Annotated in this window: 14 protein-coding genes; 13 read left to right on the forward strand and 1 reads right to left on the reverse strand. The window is 48.9% G+C overall.

What is annotated here, in order from left to right; genetic code table 11:
• The first annotated feature begins 515 nt into the window (after window positions 1-515).
• The 13 genes from nirB to mobA all read left to right on the forward strand — a co-directional run bounded on the left by nirB (window position 516) and on the right by mobA (window position 17,125).
• Entirely contained in the window at window positions 516-3,020 is a 2,505-nt protein-coding gene (nirB, locus tag FVR03_RS07620; RefSeq protein WP_147921149.1) for a nitrite reductase large subunit NirB, read from the forward strand.
• A gap of 391 nt (window positions 3,021-3,411) precedes the next feature.
• A complete protein-coding gene (gene nirD / locus FVR03_RS07625; protein WP_147921150.1) occupies window positions 3,412-3,768 on the forward strand; it encodes a nitrite reductase small subunit NirD in 357 nt (118 codons plus the stop codon).
• Window positions 3,769-3,831: 63 nt separating this feature from the next.
• Window positions 3,832-4,782: a bifunctional molybdenum cofactor biosynthesis protein MoaC/MoaB gene (gene moaCB, locus FVR03_RS07630; RefSeq protein WP_147921151.1), complete on the forward strand. Its 951-nt coding sequence runs from the start codon at window positions 3,832-3,834 to the stop codon at window positions 4,780-4,782.
• Window positions 4,782-6,011: a molybdopterin molybdotransferase MoeA gene (locus FVR03_RS07635; RefSeq protein ID WP_147921152.1), complete on the forward strand. Its 1,230-nt coding sequence runs from the start codon at window positions 4,782-4,784 to the stop codon at window positions 6,009-6,011. The genes moaCB and FVR03_RS07635 overlap by 1 nt, the downstream gene beginning before the upstream one ends.
• A gap of 157 nt (window positions 6,012-6,168) precedes the next feature.
• Window positions 6,169-7,533: an MFS transporter gene (locus FVR03_RS07640; RefSeq protein WP_187270084.1), complete on the forward strand. Its 1,365-nt coding sequence runs from the start codon at window positions 6,169-6,171 to the stop codon at window positions 7,531-7,533.
• A gap of 309 nt (window positions 7,534-7,842) precedes the next feature.
• Window positions 7,843-11,367 (forward strand): nitrate reductase, encoded by a 3,525-nt coding sequence (locus tag FVR03_RS07645; protein ID WP_147921153.1) that lies wholly within the window; start codon window positions 7,843-7,845, stop codon window positions 11,365-11,367.
• 135 nt (window positions 11,368-11,502) lie between these two features.
• The gene (locus FVR03_RS07650; RefSeq protein WP_147921154.1) at window positions 11,503-12,996 is read left to right on the forward strand and encodes a rubredoxin domain-containing protein; all 1,494 of its coding nucleotides are present in this window, start codon (window positions 11,503-11,505) and stop codon (window positions 12,994-12,996) included.
• On the forward strand, window positions 12,993-13,730 hold the full coding sequence (locus FVR03_RS07655) for a sulfite exporter TauE/SafE family protein (protein ID WP_147921155.1): 738 nt from the start codon (window positions 12,993-12,995) through the stop codon (window positions 13,728-13,730). The genes FVR03_RS07650 and FVR03_RS07655 overlap by 4 nt, the downstream gene beginning before the upstream one ends.
• A gap of 5 nt (window positions 13,731-13,735) precedes the next feature.
• The gene (locus FVR03_RS07660; RefSeq protein ID WP_222707192.1) at window positions 13,736-14,677 is read left to right on the forward strand and encodes a GTP 3',8-cyclase MoaA; all 942 of its coding nucleotides are present in this window, start codon (window positions 13,736-13,738) and stop codon (window positions 14,675-14,677) included.
• 194 nt (window positions 14,678-14,871) lie between these two features.
• The gene (locus tag FVR03_RS07665) at window positions 14,872-15,105 is read left to right on the forward strand and encodes a MoaD/ThiS family protein (RefSeq protein WP_147921157.1); all 234 of its coding nucleotides are present in this window, start codon (window positions 14,872-14,874) and stop codon (window positions 15,103-15,105) included.
• Window positions 15,106-15,512: 407 nt separating this feature from the next.
• Window positions 15,513-15,986 (forward strand): molybdenum cofactor biosynthesis protein MoaE, encoded by a 474-nt coding sequence (locus FVR03_RS07670; protein WP_147921158.1) that lies wholly within the window; start codon window positions 15,513-15,515, stop codon window positions 15,984-15,986.
• Between the two features lie 277 nt (window positions 15,987-16,263).
• The gene (locus tag FVR03_RS07675) at window positions 16,264-16,542 is read left to right on the forward strand and encodes an Rdx family protein (RefSeq protein WP_147921159.1); all 279 of its coding nucleotides are present in this window, start codon (window positions 16,264-16,266) and stop codon (window positions 16,540-16,542) included.
• Between the two features lie 13 nt (window positions 16,543-16,555).
• Window positions 16,556-17,125: a molybdenum cofactor guanylyltransferase gene (gene mobA / locus FVR03_RS07680; RefSeq protein ID WP_147921160.1), complete on the forward strand. Its 570-nt coding sequence runs from the start codon at window positions 16,556-16,558 to the stop codon at window positions 17,123-17,125.
• Window positions 17,126-17,231: 106 nt separating this feature from the next.
• Here mobA and FVR03_RS07685 read toward each other — a convergent pair whose 3' ends face one another.
• On the reverse strand, window positions 17,232-17,678 hold the full coding sequence (locus FVR03_RS07685; RefSeq protein ID WP_147921161.1) for a c-type cytochrome: 447 nt from the start codon (window positions 17,676-17,678) through the stop codon (window positions 17,232-17,234).
• Between the last annotated feature and the right edge of the window lie 33 nt (window positions 17,679-17,711).

Consider the following 17,711-nt stretch of genomic DNA (forward strand, 5'->3'; position numbering starts at 1 on the left):
AAAATAATAACTCCTTTTTCTTGAATTGCACCCATATTTTAAAGCCAAGGCCTGAAAAAAGAGGTATATATTATTAGTTATAAAAATATGTAATTTGAAAAATTGCCATTACCCCCTGTTTAAATTGAGTATAATTACTTAAAATACCTAAAAATTTATTGAACCCCCTATTGTTTTTCAAGGTATAATGATTAATTTTAACACATATTCCAGAAAGGGGGATGTAAATAATTAAGTATTGTAATTGTTTTACTTACTCCTGTTAGCTTAGAATTGTTTAATATTATGCTTGTTAAAAGGATGAATAGAGCTTTTTTGGATGAATTTAAGATAATAACAAGTAATAGTTTTAAGGTTTATAATCTTGTTAATTATAAGCTTTAAGTGTTGAAAAAAATATATTTAAACCCATTGATGCTTTAAAAAATTGAATTGACTTAAATAGTGTCAGTGTCTTGCTCAATAATTTAAAAGCAACTACTTCAACGAAGCCATAACTCTTAACATTACATCATATGTCACAGCATTCTTTCCCCACGGTAGTAGTCATCGGAAATGGCATGGTCGGTTATAAGTTTTGCGAAAAACTTATGGCCAAGTCAAAAGCCTTTCATGTCGTTGTTTTTGGTGAAGAACCCCGCCGCGCATACGACAGAGTGCACCTGAGTGAATTCTTTAATGGTATGTCAGCCGAAGACCTGTCTATGTCGCCGGAAGATTGGTACCGGAACCACGACATCACGCTGCACCTGGGCGACCCGGTTACAGAGATCAACCGCCTCGAAAAGACGATTCATTCTTCCAGAGGTCTTGTGCAGCCATACGATTACCTGGTGCTGGCTACTGGATCAGGTGCTTTTGTGCCGAACATACCCGGAGTGGAGAAAGATGGTGTGTTTGTGTACCGAACAATTGAGGACCTGGAGCTGATTCAGCAGTATGCGCACACCTGCCGCAAAGGTGCTGTAATGGGTGGCGGGCTTTTGGGTCTGGAAGCTGCCAAGGCACTGATCGATTTAGGAATAGAAGAAACACATGTCATAGAATTTGCCCCGCGCCTGATGCCCCGCCAGGTAGATTCGGCAGGAAGCAAAACTTTGCAGACGAAACTGGAAGCACTGGGGCTGCAGATGCACCTGAGCAAAAGCACCACCAACATAGCCGGCAACGGAAAAATTACTGCACTCGAATTTGCTGACGAAACGGTGCTGGAAGTAGATATGCTGGTGATCTCAGCAGGTATTCGTCCGCGCGATGAACTGGCCAAACTGGCTGGCCTCGAAGTAGGGTTGCGTGGCGGTATTGTAGTAAATGAGAAAATGCAGACCAGCGACAGCAGCATCTTCGCCATTGGTGAGTGCGCGCTGCACGAAGGCATGATCTACGGTTTGGTAGCGCCTGGTTACGAAATGGCAGAAGTAGTGGCAACCCAGATTAGTGGCGGCGACAAAGGCTTCTATGGTTTCGACATGAGCACCAAACTGAAACTGATTGGCATAGACGTAGCCAGCTTCGGCGATCCGTTTGTGGCAGAGCCAGATGGCCGCTCTATTGTGTTTGAAGATGCGAACAAAGGCGTTTACAAGCGCATCAACATCAGCAACGACGGCAAGTACCTGCTGGGCGGAGTGCTCGTTGGCGACGCTGATGCCTACAACATGCTCCTGCAGACGGTTAACAACAAACTGGTGCTGCCTCCAAACCCCGAAGACCTGATTTTGGGAGCCAGGGGAGGAGAAGCAAGCACAGGAGCTGGTGTGATGAGCCTGCCAGACGATGCCCTGATCTGCTCTTGTGAAGCCGTAACCAAAGGAGATATCTGTTCTGCTGTAAACGAGCAGGGAATTACCTCCGTGGATGGTATGAAGAAATGCAACAAAGCCGGCACTGGTTGCGGTGGTTGCGTGCCGCTCGTAAAGGACCTGATCACCGGTACGATGAAGGAAAACGGCCAGTACATCAAAAATGTGGTGTGCGAGCATTTCGATCATTCGCGCCAGGAGCTGTTCGACCTCATGAAGATTAACAACATCCGCACCTACGACGAAGCCTTAGATACCTTTGGCAAAGGCGATGGTTGCGAAGTGTGCAAACCGGTAGTGGCCAGCGTACTTGCCAGCCTCTGGAACGATGTGATCGTGAAGCAGCACACCATCCAGGATAGCAACGACCGCTACCTCGCCAACATCCAGAAAGGCGGTACTTACTCGGTTGTTCCACGCATACCGGGAGGCGAAATAACACCAGATAAACTAATCGTGATCGGGCAGGTTGCCAAAGATTACGGGCTCTATACCAAGATAACCGGAGGCCAGCGCATCGACCTTTTCGGGGCGCACGTAAGCGACCTGCCAGAGATATGGGAGAAGCTGATAGAGGCAGGTTTCGAGAGCGGACACGCCTATGGCAAAGCCCTCAGAACAGTAAAAAGCTGCGTAGGCAGCACCTGGTGCCGCTTCGGCTTGCACGACAGCGTGTCGTTTGCCATCGAGGTAGAAGATCGCTACAAGGGCATACGCGCTCCGCACAAGCTTAAAGGCGGCGTAAGTGGCTGTATAAGAGAATGTGCTGAGGCACAATCGAAAGACTTTGGCATTATAGCCACCGAGAAAGGCTGGAACCTGTTTGTGTGCGGAAACGGTGGCTCCAAGCCACAGCACGCCCTGCTGCTGGCCACCGATGTAGACAAAGAAACCTGTGTCAAGTACCTCGACCGGTTCCTGATGTTCTACATTAAAACAGCCGATCCGCTTACCCGAACCGCCACCTGGCTCAACAAAATGGAAGGCGGCATCAGCTACCTCAAAAACGTGATCATCAACGACAGTCTCGGCATAAACGAGCAGCTGGAAGAGGAAATGCAGGCACTTATCAACAATTACCACTGCGAATGGAAAGAAGTGGTGGAGAACCCGGACCTGAGAAAGCAGTTCAACCATTTTGTAAACGCGCCGGAAGAGAAAGACCCTTATGTGCAGTTCGACACTATGCGCGAGCAGGTAAAAGCCAAGGAGTGGTAAGGCCTTCTCTACCCTTGACTTAAATCCTTTAAAAAGCCCTCGGAAGGCCATTTTAATTAGAAGAATTTAGTTGGTGATTGTTTGTTGTTGATTGTTAAATGGCTGCATGGTTAATTTGAAAGCTGCCAAACATGCCTTCGCTGTTGCGAGCTTGTAGCTTGTACTTTCATACCACCTGAAGAGAAATTGCAGTACGAGCTACAAGCTCGCACCAGCGGTGATACCCGCCAACAGTTGCTACGGCTCTCATTTATTTTTTATTCACTCAATCAATCATTCAAAATGTAAAAATAGATGAGGGTAAAACAAATCAGCGAACAGCTGCTGCTCCATCCGCTGGTTAAATACCATTCATTCAAACATTCATTCAAAAATTCAAAACTCAGAAATCATGGAAATTCAAGTTGCAGAAGCCGTAAAATGGGTAATGGTTTGTAAAACAGAAGATGTGCCGCAAAACGGTGGTGCCTGTGTGAAATACAAAGACGAGCAAATTGCGATTTATAACTTTGCCCGCCGTGGCGAGTGGTATGCTACGCAGAACCTGTGCCCGCACAAGCAGCAAATGGTGCTGTCGCGTGGCATGATCGGGAGCACCGGCGATACCTGCGAGCCAAAAGTAGCCTGCCCGTTCCATAAAAAAGCCTTTTCACTTATCTCAGGAGAATGCCTTTCCGGTGAAGAGTATCAGCTCAAAACTTACCCGGTAAAAGTTGAGGCAGGCATGGTGTACCTCGGAATAGAATAACTTTTTGTTGTTTTATCCGGAAAAAGCAGATTATTTGAGCTTTCAACATTTAAATAAATCTGCATGCGCGATATCACTCACAAACAAATTACCCTACGCACAGCCCGGGCTGTAGCCGTTATTTTTTGCACCCCCGAAACCATTGAAACCATTAAATGCGACCAGCTCCCCAAAGGGAACCTGTTCGATGTAGCCAGAGCCGCTGGCTTTTTAGGTGCCAAAGCTACTCCGCAACTCCTGCCGCATTGCCACCCCGTTGGCATAGATGGTTTGCAGATAGAGTTTGAGTTTCTGGAGCAGGAACAGCACGAAGGACAATTTCCGGAAGCTGTTTTCCAGCGTTCCGGCATCGTTATAACCGGTGAGGCCAAGTCGATTGGGCGCACCGGCATAGAGATGGAAATGCTTACAGCGGTATCGGTGGCAGCTTTGGAGATTTATGACATGCTGAAGCCGGTAGACACGCAGCTGGAAATCGGTCACATTAAACTACTGGAAAAGAAAGGCGGCAAAAGCGATCGCAAAAAGTTCTTTTCTACGCCACCAACCTGTGCTGTGCTTGTCTGCTCCGACTCTACCGCCGCCGGCACCCGCGAAGACGGAAGTGGCAAGCTGATAAAGCAGATGCTGGAAGAGGTAAAAGCCAATGTGAAGCACTACACGATTCTGCCCGACGACCGGGAGCAGATACAGCAGCAAATAAAAGCCTGGGTGGCTGAAGATGTACATTTCATCTTTACCACTGGTGGCACCGGCCTCGGCCCGCGAGATAACACCGTGGCAGCCGTGGAAGAAATATTGGAACGCGAAGCAGCAGGCATCGCAGAAGCCATGCGGGCTCACGGGCAGCTCCGTACACCGCTCGCCATGATGAGCAGAGGCGTAGCCGGAGCCATAGGAGAAACGCTGATCGTAACGCTGCCAGGCAGCTCCAACGGCGCCAGAGAGTCTTTAGAAGCCATTTTGCCAGCCGTGTTCCATGCCCGCAAAATGATGAAAGGGGGCGGACACTAATGGCGCAGCAGACAGGCAAAGCACCTGCGCTTATGGCCATAGCCGAGGCGCAGCAACTGGTAAAGACCTATGCAAAATCGTTTGGGCAGGAGCAGGTGGCACTCGATGAGGCAGACGGAAGAGTATTGGCAGCAGCTATACGAGCCGATCGTGATTACCCGCCTTTTAACCGCTCGGCTGTAGACGGTTATGCCATTCGAACGGCAGATTGGGAGCAAGGTCAGCGAAACTACCCGGTGCAGGAAACTATTTTTGCGGGGCAGGCCCACCAGCAGGAGTTGCAGCCCGGTTTCGCCTACAAAATAATGACAGGAGCTGCCGTGCCGACCTCGGCCAACGCAGTTTTCCGGCGAGAAGATACCACCGAAGGAAAAGGTGCTGTAGAAATTAAAGTCGATACGGTTACCGCCTTTCAAAACATAGCCCGGCAGGGAGAAGATGTGCAACAGGAGGAAGTACTGGTGCCAGCGCCAATACTGGTAAACCCTTCTGTCATCAATTCGCTTGCAGCCGTGGGGCAGGCACAGGTGCTGGTAGAAAAGCTGCCACGCATCGCCCTTTTTACAACAGGAGATGAGGTAAAACCAGTTGATGCAGCTGTCTCACCTATTCAGATCAGGAACAGTAACAGGCACCTGCTGGAGGCGCTGCTCCGGAAATGGAAGCTGAAGCCGGATGTATACCAGCATATTCCGGATACGAAGGAGGCCCTGCACCAGGCAATACAGGAAGCACTGCAACATGATATGATTATTATGAGTGGCGGAGTATCAGCCGGAGACGCCGATTATGTGCCACAGGTGCTGCAGGAACTAGGCATAGAAAAACTGTTTCATAAACTAGCGATCAGGCCCGGTAAGCCGGTTTTCTGCGGAAAGCTTCCGAACGGAGGTATTGTGTTCGCGCTGCCCGGAAACCCGTTTTCCTGTCTCGTAACCTTTACCCTGCTAATTGAGCACTACCTCTACCACTGTTTCGGCTTTGAGGGCGGGCCAGTATACAACTACAAACTGCAGCAGCAACGCACTAAAAAGCACCAGCTGGCGGAGTTTTTCACGGTTAAAATAAATAAAGACACCACTACCCTGCAGCCGCTCCAGGTCAACGGCTCCGGCGACATCCGGGCCGGGCTTATGGCACATGGCCTGGGTGTTCATCCGGCAGAGCAGCAGGTACTCGAGCAAGGGCAAACAATAGAATTTATATCCTTCAGCAATAGCCTGATGTAAGCAGAGGTTGCCACAAGCAGCCCGCGCCTTCAGTGCTGCTTGTGGCCAAGGATAAAAGATAAAGAAAAAAAGAAAACGGTAGTGCGAGCTGCAAATTCTCACTAGCATACATATCCCAATATCTAATATCTACCATCTAATATCTAACATCTTTAACATGAAGGCATCAAACGGAAAAGCAACCTCCATTAAGTTATTAAGCCTGAAGTCCATTCAGATGCGTACCTTCCACTTGTCGTGGCTGGCGTTTTTTCTCTGTTTTTTTGGCTGGTTTGGTATTGCCCCACTTATGGCAGTAGTCCGCGAAGAGCTCGATCTGACCAAAGATCAGATTGGCAACATCATCATTTCTTCAGTGGCCATTACTATTGTTGCCCGTTTGGTTATTGGTTGGCTGTGCGATAAAATCGGGCCGCGCATCAGCTACACGGCACTACTTATTTTGGGAGCTTTTCCGGTTATGTTGATCGGGTTCAGTAATAGCTACGAATCATTCCTGATCTTTAGATTAGCGATTGGCGTAATTGGAGCTTCTTTCGTGATTACACAATACCACACCACGGTTATGTTTGCGCCCAATGTAGTCGGTACTGCCAATGCCACAACTGCCGGTTGGGGTAACCTGGGTGGGGGCGTTACCCAAATGGTGATGCCGCTTATTTTTGCAGGTTTTGTAGGGCTTGGCTTTTTAGATTCGCAAGCCTGGCGTTATGCCATGGTCGTGCCTGGAGTAGCCATGATCATTTGCGGCATTCTGTACTACCACTTCACCAAAGACTCTCCGGCCGGCAACATTTCTGAACTCTCGGATGTAGCTGCAGCCAAAAAGAAAAAAGATACCGTTTCGTTCTGGAAAGCCGCTGCCGATTACCGTGTGTGGGTGCTGTTTGTACTCTACGGTGCCTGCTTCGGCATAGAGCTGACCATCAACAACATCGCCGCCATCTACTACCACGATTTCTTTGAACTGGATTTAGGAACAGCCGGATTAATTGCAGGTTTGTTTGGATTGATGAACATATTTGCCCGTACGCTGGGTGGTTTCTTCGGCGATAAAGCCGGGATCCGCTATGGCCTTTCTGGCAGGGTTTGGTTTCTGGGAGCAGTTATTTTGCTTGAAGGCCTGGCACTGGTAGCATTTTCGAGCATGACGATATTGCCAATTTCTATTATCGTGATGATCGTGTTCAGCCTTTTTGTGCAGATGGCAGAAGGCGCTACGTTCTCGGTGGTTCCGTTCATCAACAAAAACGCCATGGGTGCTGTGTCGGGTATAGTAGGTGCCGGTGGTAATGCCGGTGCGGTGGCAGCAGGTTTCCTGTTTAAAGTAGATAACATGTCGTACCCCGAAGCGCTGTACATTATTGGTCTGGTAGTGGCTGGCACTTCGGTACTTGCCCTGCTGATTCGGTTCTCACCCGCCATGGAAAAAGAAGCCAAACAGGAAATTCACCAGCTGCTGGCAGAGAAAAATGGCCAGGCCATTCCAGCCGCAGCCTACGAACTCGAAGAAGCAAGATAAGCAGTATGCATAGATCTCTCAGCGTCTGAAGTATCGGCCATATACAGTAATTTTATTAATGAAAATGGCCTTCCAAAGCTTTTTTGCCAGTTTTCTGCCAAGGGTGTTAAGAGAAGCAACTGTAAAGCTCACACCAGCGAAGGAGAATTTTTCTAATGATAATGGCCTTCCAAAGCTTTTTTACCCGATTTCTGCCAAGGGTATTAAAGGAAGCAACTGTAAAACCTAGCAGCGTGTGCCCTTCCTGAAAACAAGGCGCGTGTTATTTCAACCCAACTATAGATTAGCTAAAACCAAGGTTCAGACAAAATGACGACCGAACAACATAAGGATAAATTTGCCAGTACCTGCTGCTACTGTGGTGTTGGTTGTGGCGTAACGGTTTCGAAAGAGAAAAACGGAACAGTTACCGTAGAAGGAGATGCAGCCTATCCGGTGAACAAAGGCATGTTGTGCAGCAAAGGCCTGAACCTTCAGTACACCGTTAACGATAAAAGCGACCGCCTGTTTTACCCACAAATGCGCTACAGCAAGAGTATGCCCATGCAGCGCGTCAGTTGGGACGAGGCTTTGCAGCGTACCGCAGCCGTATTCAAAACGTTCATCCAGAAATATGGTCCTGAATCGGTTGCGTTCTATGTCTCCGGGCAGTGCCTGACGGAAGAGTATTACGTAGTGAACAAGCTGATAAAAGGCTTTATCGGCAGCAACAACATCGACACTAACTCCAGGCTTTGCATGAGCAGTGCCGTGGCAGGCTACAAAATGGCTTTAGGCGAAGACAGCGTTCCGGTTAGTTACGACGACATTGAACTGGCCGATTGCTTTTATGTGACCGGAGCCAACCCCGCCTGGTGCCACCCTATTCTGTGGCGTAGAGTAGAGGCGCATAAAGCAGCAAACCCGGGCGTAAAGATTATTGTCGTGGACCCGCGCGTTACCGATAGCGCTGCCATTGCAGACCTGCACCTGCAGCTGAACCCGGGCACCGACGTTATCCTGAATCATGCCATTGGCCGCGTGCTCATCGAGAACGGAGACATTGACCTCGACTTTATTCAGAACCATGCCGAAGGTTTTGAGGCATATAAAGAGGTGGTATTTGAACGCACCGTGGCAGAAGCAGCAGAACTTTGTGGCGTGCGCGAAGAAGATATCAGGTTGGCTGCAACCTATATAGGTGGCGCAAAAGGCTTTATTTCGATGTGGACAATGGGCCTGAACCAAAGTGCTGTGGGCGTAGACAAGAACCTGAGCCTGCTCAACCTGAACCTGATTACAGGCCAGATCGGCAAACCAGGTGCCGGACCGTTTTCGCTTACCGGGCAGCCTAATGCTATGGGCGGCCGTGAGGTAGGAGGCCTGTCGAACCTGCTGGCAGCGCACCGCAACCTGAACAACCCGCTGCACCGCGAGGAGGTGCAGAAGTTCTGGGGCGGCACCACGATCTCAGAAAAACCCGGCCTGACAGCCACCGAAATGTTTGAAGCCTTAAACAACGGTAGCCTCAAAGCCATCTGGGTAATCTGTACCAATCCGCTCACCAGCTTACCGAACGTGCGGCTGGCAGAGGAAGGCATGAAAAAAGCGAAGTTCGTGGTGGTGCAGGATATCAGCGATAAGCCTGAAACCATTCGATATGCCGATGTGGTACTACCAGCTGCTGCCTGGGCCGAAAAAGAAGGCACCATGACCAACTCCGAGCGCCGCATCAGCCATTTAGCCAAGGTGGTGGATGCTCCCGGAGAGGCCTTGCCAGATGCAGAGATCATCTGTCGCTTTGCGCAAAAAATGGGTTTCCGTGGTTTCGATTTTAAAAACGCTTCTGAAATTTACCAGGAGCACGCGCAGCTAACAGCCGGAACAAACATCGATATTACAGGCCTGAACTACGAAGTGCTGCAGCAAAAGCGGAGCGTGCAGTGGCCATACACCACAGGTGAGACAGGAGAGGGCACTGCCCGCCTTTTTACCGATAAGACATTTTACACGCCTTCTACCAAAGCTGTTATTCACCCGGTTCCGGTTGCTTTCAGAAGTGAAATGCCGGATAATGATTTTCCGCTCATATTAACCACTGGCCGCATCCGCGACCAATGGCACACCATGAGCAAAACTGGGAAAGTGAACAAGCTCAAAAAGCACATTTCTCAGGCTTACCTCGAAATTCACCCCACCGATGCTGACCTGCTCAAAATAGGAGAAGGTGATGTGGTGGTGGTAGCCTCCAGAAGAGGAGACGTACGGGTTAAGGCTAAACTATCAGCTAACATAAAACGTGGTGTTGTGTTTCTGCCGATGCACTGGGGCAAGATTCTGGGTAACGATCTGAACCGTGCCAACAATGTGACGAACGATGCACTCGACCCGATTTCTAAAGAGCCGGACTTTAAGTTCTGCGCCGTGCGGGTGGAGAAATACAAAAAACCTTTCCAGCGCATTGTGGTGGTAGGTGCCGGGGCAGGAGCCTTTGGTTTTGTAAAATCATACCGCGAAATAAACCCGGACGACGAGATTACGATTTTCAGCAAAGAAGATTTTCCGTTCTACAACCGCGTGATGCTGCCCGACTACATTAGCGGCCAACAGCAGTGGGAGCAGCTCGTGAAAATGAAAGACGCCGAAGAGCCAGCTTACAACATAAAACTGCTGCGTGGGGTGAGTGTGGAGAAAGTGAACCGCGAAGAAAAATACGTGATCGACTCCAGGGGCAACCGCAAAGATTACGACGTGTTGCTGATGGCCACAGGTAGTCGTGCTGCCGTACCGAAGCAGGTGCCAACTTTGCCGGGCATTTTTACCATGCGCAGCCGCACTGATGCCGATAATTTCAAAAATCATGTGCCAAAAGATGGCCATGTGGTGATCGTTGGCGGCGGTTTGCTGGGGCTGGAGATGGCGGCATCGATGCGGGAGATTGGCGTTAAGATTACCATTATTCAGCGCGTTTCCCGCTTCCTCGACCGCCAGCTGGACCCACTTGGTAGCCAGCTGCTGCACGAGGAGATGGAGGACCAGGGCTGCGATATTTACTACAACGATGAGGTGCAGCTTTACTACGGCCGCTCCAAACTGACCGGCGTCGGCCTGAAAAGTGGTCGCCGCATAGACTGCGATGCCATGATCATTGCCATCGGTACGGTGCCAAACCTGGAGCTTGCCCGCGACTGCGGCCTCGACTGCAAGCGCGGTGTGCTGGTAAACGAGCGCCTGCAGACCAACGACCCGGACATTTTTGCCATCGGTGAAATTGCTGAGTTCGAAGGAGTACTTTACGGCATTACGGCAGCAGCTGAGCAGCAGGCAGAGGTAGTGGCCCATTACCTGAACGGCGATATTGCCAGCCACTACACTGGTAGCACCTTCATGAACATCATCAAAATCCACGGTTTCGACCTCTGCAGCATCGGCTTACCGGAGTGCCCCAGCGATGATTATGAGGAAATTGTGTTCATCGACAAGGCGAAGCGCTACTACAAGAAATGCATCATTCACCAGGACCGTTTGGTAGGAACTATTCTGATTGGTGACAAGAGCGAATTCCAGGAGTTCCGGGAGCTGATCTCGAACAAGATAGAGCTGAGCGATAAGCGTCTTCAATTGCTCCGCAGCGGTAGCAAAGCCGAACCAGTGCTGGGCAAGCTGGTGTGCAGCTGCAACAACGTGGGTTCCGACAACATCCGGAACAAGATAGCAGCAGGCTGTACCGATTTTAAAGAACTCTGCGCTACCACCGGTGCCGGCACAGGCTGCGGCTCCTGCCGACCCGAAGTAAAAGCCATACTGGACGAGCAACTGAAACTGGAGGTACTAGAAAGCCAGGTGCTGGTGTAGAAGAAACTGAAATTGTCTGAATAACGGATCAACAGGATTACCCTGATTTCACGAATTATTGATTGGATTTATTTTTATCTGTAAAATCCTATAATCAAAGTAATCCATGATTCAGGCTAAAAACTCATTCTTAAAATGAAATTACATACCATCAAAATAAACCTCCCAGGCGGAATAGTTTCTGCCGGAGATCTTTATGAAGTGCTGTCAGCTGCTGAAAAGGCGGGAGTGGAGGATGTGCGGTTTGGGAACAGGCAGCAGTTGTTTTTTCATGTGGCCGATGACAGGCTACCAGTGCTGAAGCAGGACTTGTTTCTGGCAGACATCATGTTTGAGCTGAATGCAGATGCGCACCCGAATATTATAAGTTCCTACGCCATAGAAGAAGTTATTTACCACCCCGACTGGCTGCGCGAAGGCGTGTATAAAGACATTCTGGACCTGTTCGATTACCGGCCACAGCTCAAGATAAACCTGGTGGATAACGACCAAACCTTTTTCCCGTTTTTTACCGGCAACCTCAACTTTATCGCCTCCGACACCAGCAACTACTGGTACCTATACATCCGTTTTCCGAAAACGAATGTTATTTACCAGTGGCCAACGCTCGTTTATTCCGAAGACATTGCCGACCTGAGCAGTGCTATAGAGCGCACCATTTTTGCCAGCCCGGAGCTATTTTATGACCAGCCGGCCATAGATGGAAACCTGTTGCACAGCATGGTAAATGCTGTAGGTGATTTTGTAATTCAGCCCATTACCAAGGCGCTTAAACTTCCGGAGTTTACGCTCTCTTACTACGAAGGCTTTAACCGCTACGGGAGCAACAAACTGTGGCTCGGCATTTACCGCCGCGATGAGCTGTTTAAAGTTGCCTTCCTGAAAGACCTCTGCAAAGTGTGCATGAAAACGCGGGTAGGGCAGCTGTACACCACCCCCTGGAAATCGGTGATTGTGAAAGGAATAGATGCTGCCGACCGAAACCTGTGGGATGCCGTGCTCTGTAAATACCGCATAAACGTGCGCCACGCCTCCAACGAGCTGAACTGGCAGGTAGAGGACCAGTGTGCCTATGGCCTGGAGCTGAAAAACGAGCTGGTGCGCAAGCTGAACGAGGAGGATGTGCGTACCTTTAAGCTTTGCTTTGCCATTAAAACCCAACCAAAAACAGGCTTGTTTGGCTCTATCATCATCCGGACGCAACAGGATATTACCGAGGGAGTTGTGCTGGCCGATGAGCGGTTTGAGATTCTTTATACCCGCGATTTCAACCCGAACTCAAAGGATTTTATCTGTTTCAGGAAAGATGTGCAGAGGCATGAACTTAGTACTTACATTATTGAGTTGTGTAACTATTACTATGAGCTGCAAAGCGAGCCAGATTTAATGGCAAACGCGGTTTACCTGGAAAATGAAGTGACTACAGAAGCAGCAGAACCTGTAAAACCTAAGGTTTACCAATGCCGTAACTGCTATACCATTTATGACGAAATGTATGGCGATGCCGTAAATGATATAGCCGCAGGAACTCCGTTCGAAGCCCTGAGTACATATACTTGCCCGACCTGCGATGCGCCTAAAGAAGATTTTAAAGCAATAGAAACACCACAACCTGTGCCTACTGAATGAATTATGACCTGCTGATTGCCACTTCGTTACTTATTGTTGGTTTCCTGTATGCCTCGGTAGGGCATGGTGGTGCAAGTGGTTACCTGGCAGTTCTATCTATTTTTGCGGTGCCTGTAGTAGTCTATAAACCTATGATCTTGGTGCTGAATATGTTAGTGGCAGGCATCGGTTTTTATCAATTCTACAGAGCTGGCTATTTTAAATGGAAGTTGCTCTGGCCCTTTCTCATTACCTCCATTCCGCTTGCTTTTATAGGCTCACGTGTAAGCTTGCCCGAGGGTAACTTTAACCTGCTGCTTGGCCTGGCGCTACTGCTACCTGTTATCAGGTTATTAGGTTTTGGCCCTAAAGAGAAGCAGGAGCAGCGGGAACTGAACCTGACAACTGCCCTGCTGTGGGGTATCGTTATCGGGTTTTTATCGGGCTTGCTGAACATTGGCGGTGGAATCTTTTTGAGTCCTTTATTGGTTCTATTGGCATGGGCAAATGCCAAACAAGCCGCTGCTGTATCGAGTCTGTTTATTTTCTTTAACTCGCTGGCGGGGCTGTTAGGGAGCTCCTTTACAACCTATACTATCAGCAATTCTGCGTATATTTGGTTTGCTGCAGCTTTGGTGGGAGGCACGGCAGGCGCTTATTTTGGCAGCCAGCGGTTTGCACAGACCACGGTGCGTTACCTGCTAACGGCTGTTTTAGGCATTGCCTCGGTTAAACTTATATTTTTTATGCAATAATGGAGTTGAACGACAGATACAACCGGACCTTTAAAACCTTGCGGGTGAGCTTACTGAGCACCTGTAATTTAGGGTGCGTGTACTGTACCATGGGCGACCCCACCATTAATGTAGATAAAAAACCTCAGACACCGGCTTCTGTTTTTCTGCAGCAAATAGAGCAGCTCCACAAGCAGCTAAACCTCGATACCATCCGCTTTACCGGCGGGGAGCCTTTGCTGTACCGGGAACTGGCAGAAGTAATTGCCGGTGCAAAACAAATCGGCATTCCGAACATTAAAATAACGACCAATGCTTTTCTGCTAGACCGTGTGGCGCCTTTGCTGAAAGAAGCAGGGCTACAGTCGGTTAACGTGTCGCTGGATGCGGTGGAGGAGGAGGTGTTCTTTAAAATGACGAAGCGCCAGCAGGTACATCGTGTGCTCAAAGGCATTGAAACGGCCCTTGCCTGCGGGCTGGAGGTGAAGCTGAACGCCGTAATCCTGAAAGGTATGAACGACTGCCAGGTGCTGCCACTGTTGCGCTATGCGTTCGATAAAGATATTGCGATACGGTTTCTGGAAGTAATGGCCATGGGGCACCTGCACCAGCACGCTGCGGAGTACCTGTACTCGCAAAACGATATACTGGCGGCCATCGATACAGAATATGAGTTCTTTAAACTGCTCCGTAAGCCCGGTGCTACTGCCAATTACTGGCAGACGCTGGAGGGAAAAACATTCGGCATTGTTGCGAACGAGAGCGACCCCTTCTGCCAGGACTGCAACCGCCTTCGCCTTGATGCCCAGGGCAACATCTACGGCTGCCTGAGCAGCAACCACCCGGTTTCGATAAGCGATGTGCAGGAAGAGCAGGTGCTGCAAAGCAAACTGCAACAAGCCATGTGGCAAAAACAGGACCTGAAGTTTACCGGCAGCGACCTGAGCATGCTTCAGATAGGAGGCTAAAGTTTAGATGTTCGATATTAGATGCTAGATTTTAGATTTTGAAATGGGTAGTTTGCCCGAGACTACCGAGGGAACTATGAAGTACATGACGTTACAAATTAGATTCTTCAATAAGCTCAGAATGACAAAAACACGAATAACAGGTCTTTTGAAATTTGTATTCCTCTAAAGATTATCACACAAAACAGTAGAACATGAAAGTACAGGTATTTGCAGCGCTGAAAGATTATTTCGATAAAGAGTTTGAGGTGGCAGGAAACGTGCAGGATGTGAAGGCGCTGAAACAGCACTTATTGGAGCTGAACGGTGCGGCCGGAAACATGCTGAAGATTTGCCGTTTTGCCGTTGGTGATGAATTTGTAGATCCAAGTTTTCAGTTGAAAGAGAATGATACTGTTTGTGTAATTCCACCGAGCAGTGGGGGATGAGAGTTTAGTTAACCTTGTAAATAACTGATGTTTCGCACTAAGGATATTTAGTTAAATTTTATAATCCCAACAAATTGCAGTCGCTGGCGCTTTAGCCTCAACTAAGAGCATAAATTTCCAGTTCTTGGGTTGAGCGCCTTTGCAGGTTTCCGGTGCCGCAGGCAGCCTGAGCGCGAGCGAAGGCAGGAAAGATGCAGCAGCGCGATGCCCGAGAACGGGGCCTCGCGGCCTTGAGCGCTAAGACTTCTACAATGAAAAATGAAAGCCTAAGGGCACCGGATGAAACTGTTACCAAATGTATTAGAACCAAATTAAAGGTTTCAAATACCAGAAGGTGCGTAACATCAGTAAATAAATCAAAATATCGTTCATCATTTATTCCCTCTGATCTAACCTCTCCAAATCTTATGACCCACCTCTCCGATACTCCCCTTGATGTAGTTGGCCTTTTGGCCGCTGCGCACCATCCCAAAGCAGGGGCAATTGTGCTGTTTAGTGGCGAAGTGCGCGATAACAACCTCGGCAGAGAAGTAGCCTACCTCGATTATGAGGCGCATGAGTCGATGGCGGCGAAGATGATGGCAGCAATTATAGAGGAGGCGAAGCAGAAGTGGCCGCTGAATATTGCTGTGGCGCAGCATCGTACCGGTAAGGTTGCTGTAGGAGAATCGGCGGTGGTGGTGATAACGGCTTCTCCGCACCGTAGCGAGGCCTATGCAGCCAACCGTTATATTATAGACCGGGTAAAGCATGAGGTACCGATCTGGAAGTGCGAGTACTTTACCGATGGCACCAAAAAGTGGGGCGGTAACTGCAACTGCCACGACGTAACAGGCAATGCCAACAAGCACGTATACGAGTTCGATGAACTTCAAAAATAAGCCGTTTAGACGCGGTCAAACTAAAAATTAGAAATTCAATAGTAGAAATTGAGCTTGTAAAGCTAACTATCAGCAAAATTGGCAGCCTTAATTACTTCGAAGTAAATGTGACTGGTGCTCTACCAATTTTATTTTTAGAATAATATTCCTCTTTAAAAGAGCTTCAAATTTATTAGAGCTTCAAACCAGCCAGAGGCCGCGGAATAATCGTTACGAGCGAGGACGCTCGCGCCAGCATAATTTTTAATTTCTAATTTTTAATTTGGCGAAGCCCATCATGAAACCAGTTATCACGATAGAATACTGCCCGAAATGCGGCTGGATGCTACGGGCCGCCTACATGGCCCAGGAACTGCTAACGACCTTCAGCGACGACCTGCAGGGCGTACTGCTGCAGCCAAGCGAAGTAAGCGGGCGTTATACCATCCGGGTAAACGACGAAGAGCTTTTCGACCGGAAAGAAGCTGGCCGTTTCCCGGAAATAAAAGAGCTGAAGCAACTGGTCCGCGACAAGGTAAGTCCTGAAAAAAGCCTGGGCCACTCCGATAAAAAATAAACCTGATTTAGGTATGAAAAACCTGCTGGGCATAGTAATGTGTGGTGGCCAAAGCAGCCGTATGGGCTCCGACAAAGGCCTGCTAAAAACGGGCGATAATGTCTGGGCCAAAGTTGTAGCCAACAAGCTTCAGGAGTTGGAACTGCAGGTTGTGGTATCGGTTAACCAAGGGCAGGTAGCCAATTATTCGAATCATTTTACCCTTCCGGAGCTACTTGTCGATAAAAGTTGTCAAGGGGTAGAAGGGCCATTAAGAGGGCTGCTGAGCGTGCACCAGCAGTACTCTACGCACGACCTGTTGCTCATTGCCTGCGACATGATCGATATGGAGACTGTTACGCTGCAGCAACTGGTAAAGGTGTATGAGCAGGAGCCTGGCTTTGATTTCTATGTGTACCAGCAGGGGCAGTTTGCAGAGCCTTTCGGTGCTATTTACACGGCGGCAGGTTTGGCGGCCGTTATGCAGCAGCTGGAGGCAGGGCAACTCCTAAAAAACAGCATGCGTTATGTGCTGGATGGAGGAAGAACCAAACGCATGCCGCTGCTGCACCAGAAAAGTTTTAAAAATTATAACACCCTTTAAAAAGGACTTAAGACACAGGACACAGGACGAAGGACTTTTAACTTCTGACGTGATGCTGATTCACCAAAAAAATCCTGTGTCTTGTGTCCTGCGTCCTGCGTCTTTTTTAATTTCTTAGCGAAAGTATATACTTAGCCATTTCGGCTGCATCTGCTTTGCTCACGTTGGGGTGGGGCGACATTGGTACCTGGCCCCAAACACCGGCTCCGCCTTCTATTATTTTACCCGCCAGGTAGTTTACATTTTTATCGGTAAACTCATATTTCTGAGCTACTTCTACATAAGCAGGTCCTACTACCTTTGTCTTTTCCTGGTGGCACGCCATGCAGTCCGATTGCGAGATCAGCTTGGCACCTTTCTCATAATTGCCATCGGCCAGGGCTGTTGCGGCAGCTCCTGCGGGCGCTTCGGTTTCGGGTGCCGAGGTGTTGGTGCTTACCGCGGCTGTCGTGTCGCGATCTTGCCTGTCGTAGTGTTCAGCATACTCTGAAGATGAATTGTTGCAGGAGGCCAAAAAGGCACAGCAAGAAAGAATTAGAAGTGATTTCTTCATACTATTTATTTTTAATTTATTGATCTTCAAGTA

It is taken from the genome of Pontibacter qinzhouensis, assembly GCF_008017455.1.
GTDB classification, from domain to species: domain Bacteria; phylum Bacteroidota; class Bacteroidia; order Cytophagales; family Hymenobacteraceae; genus Pontibacter; species Pontibacter qinzhouensis.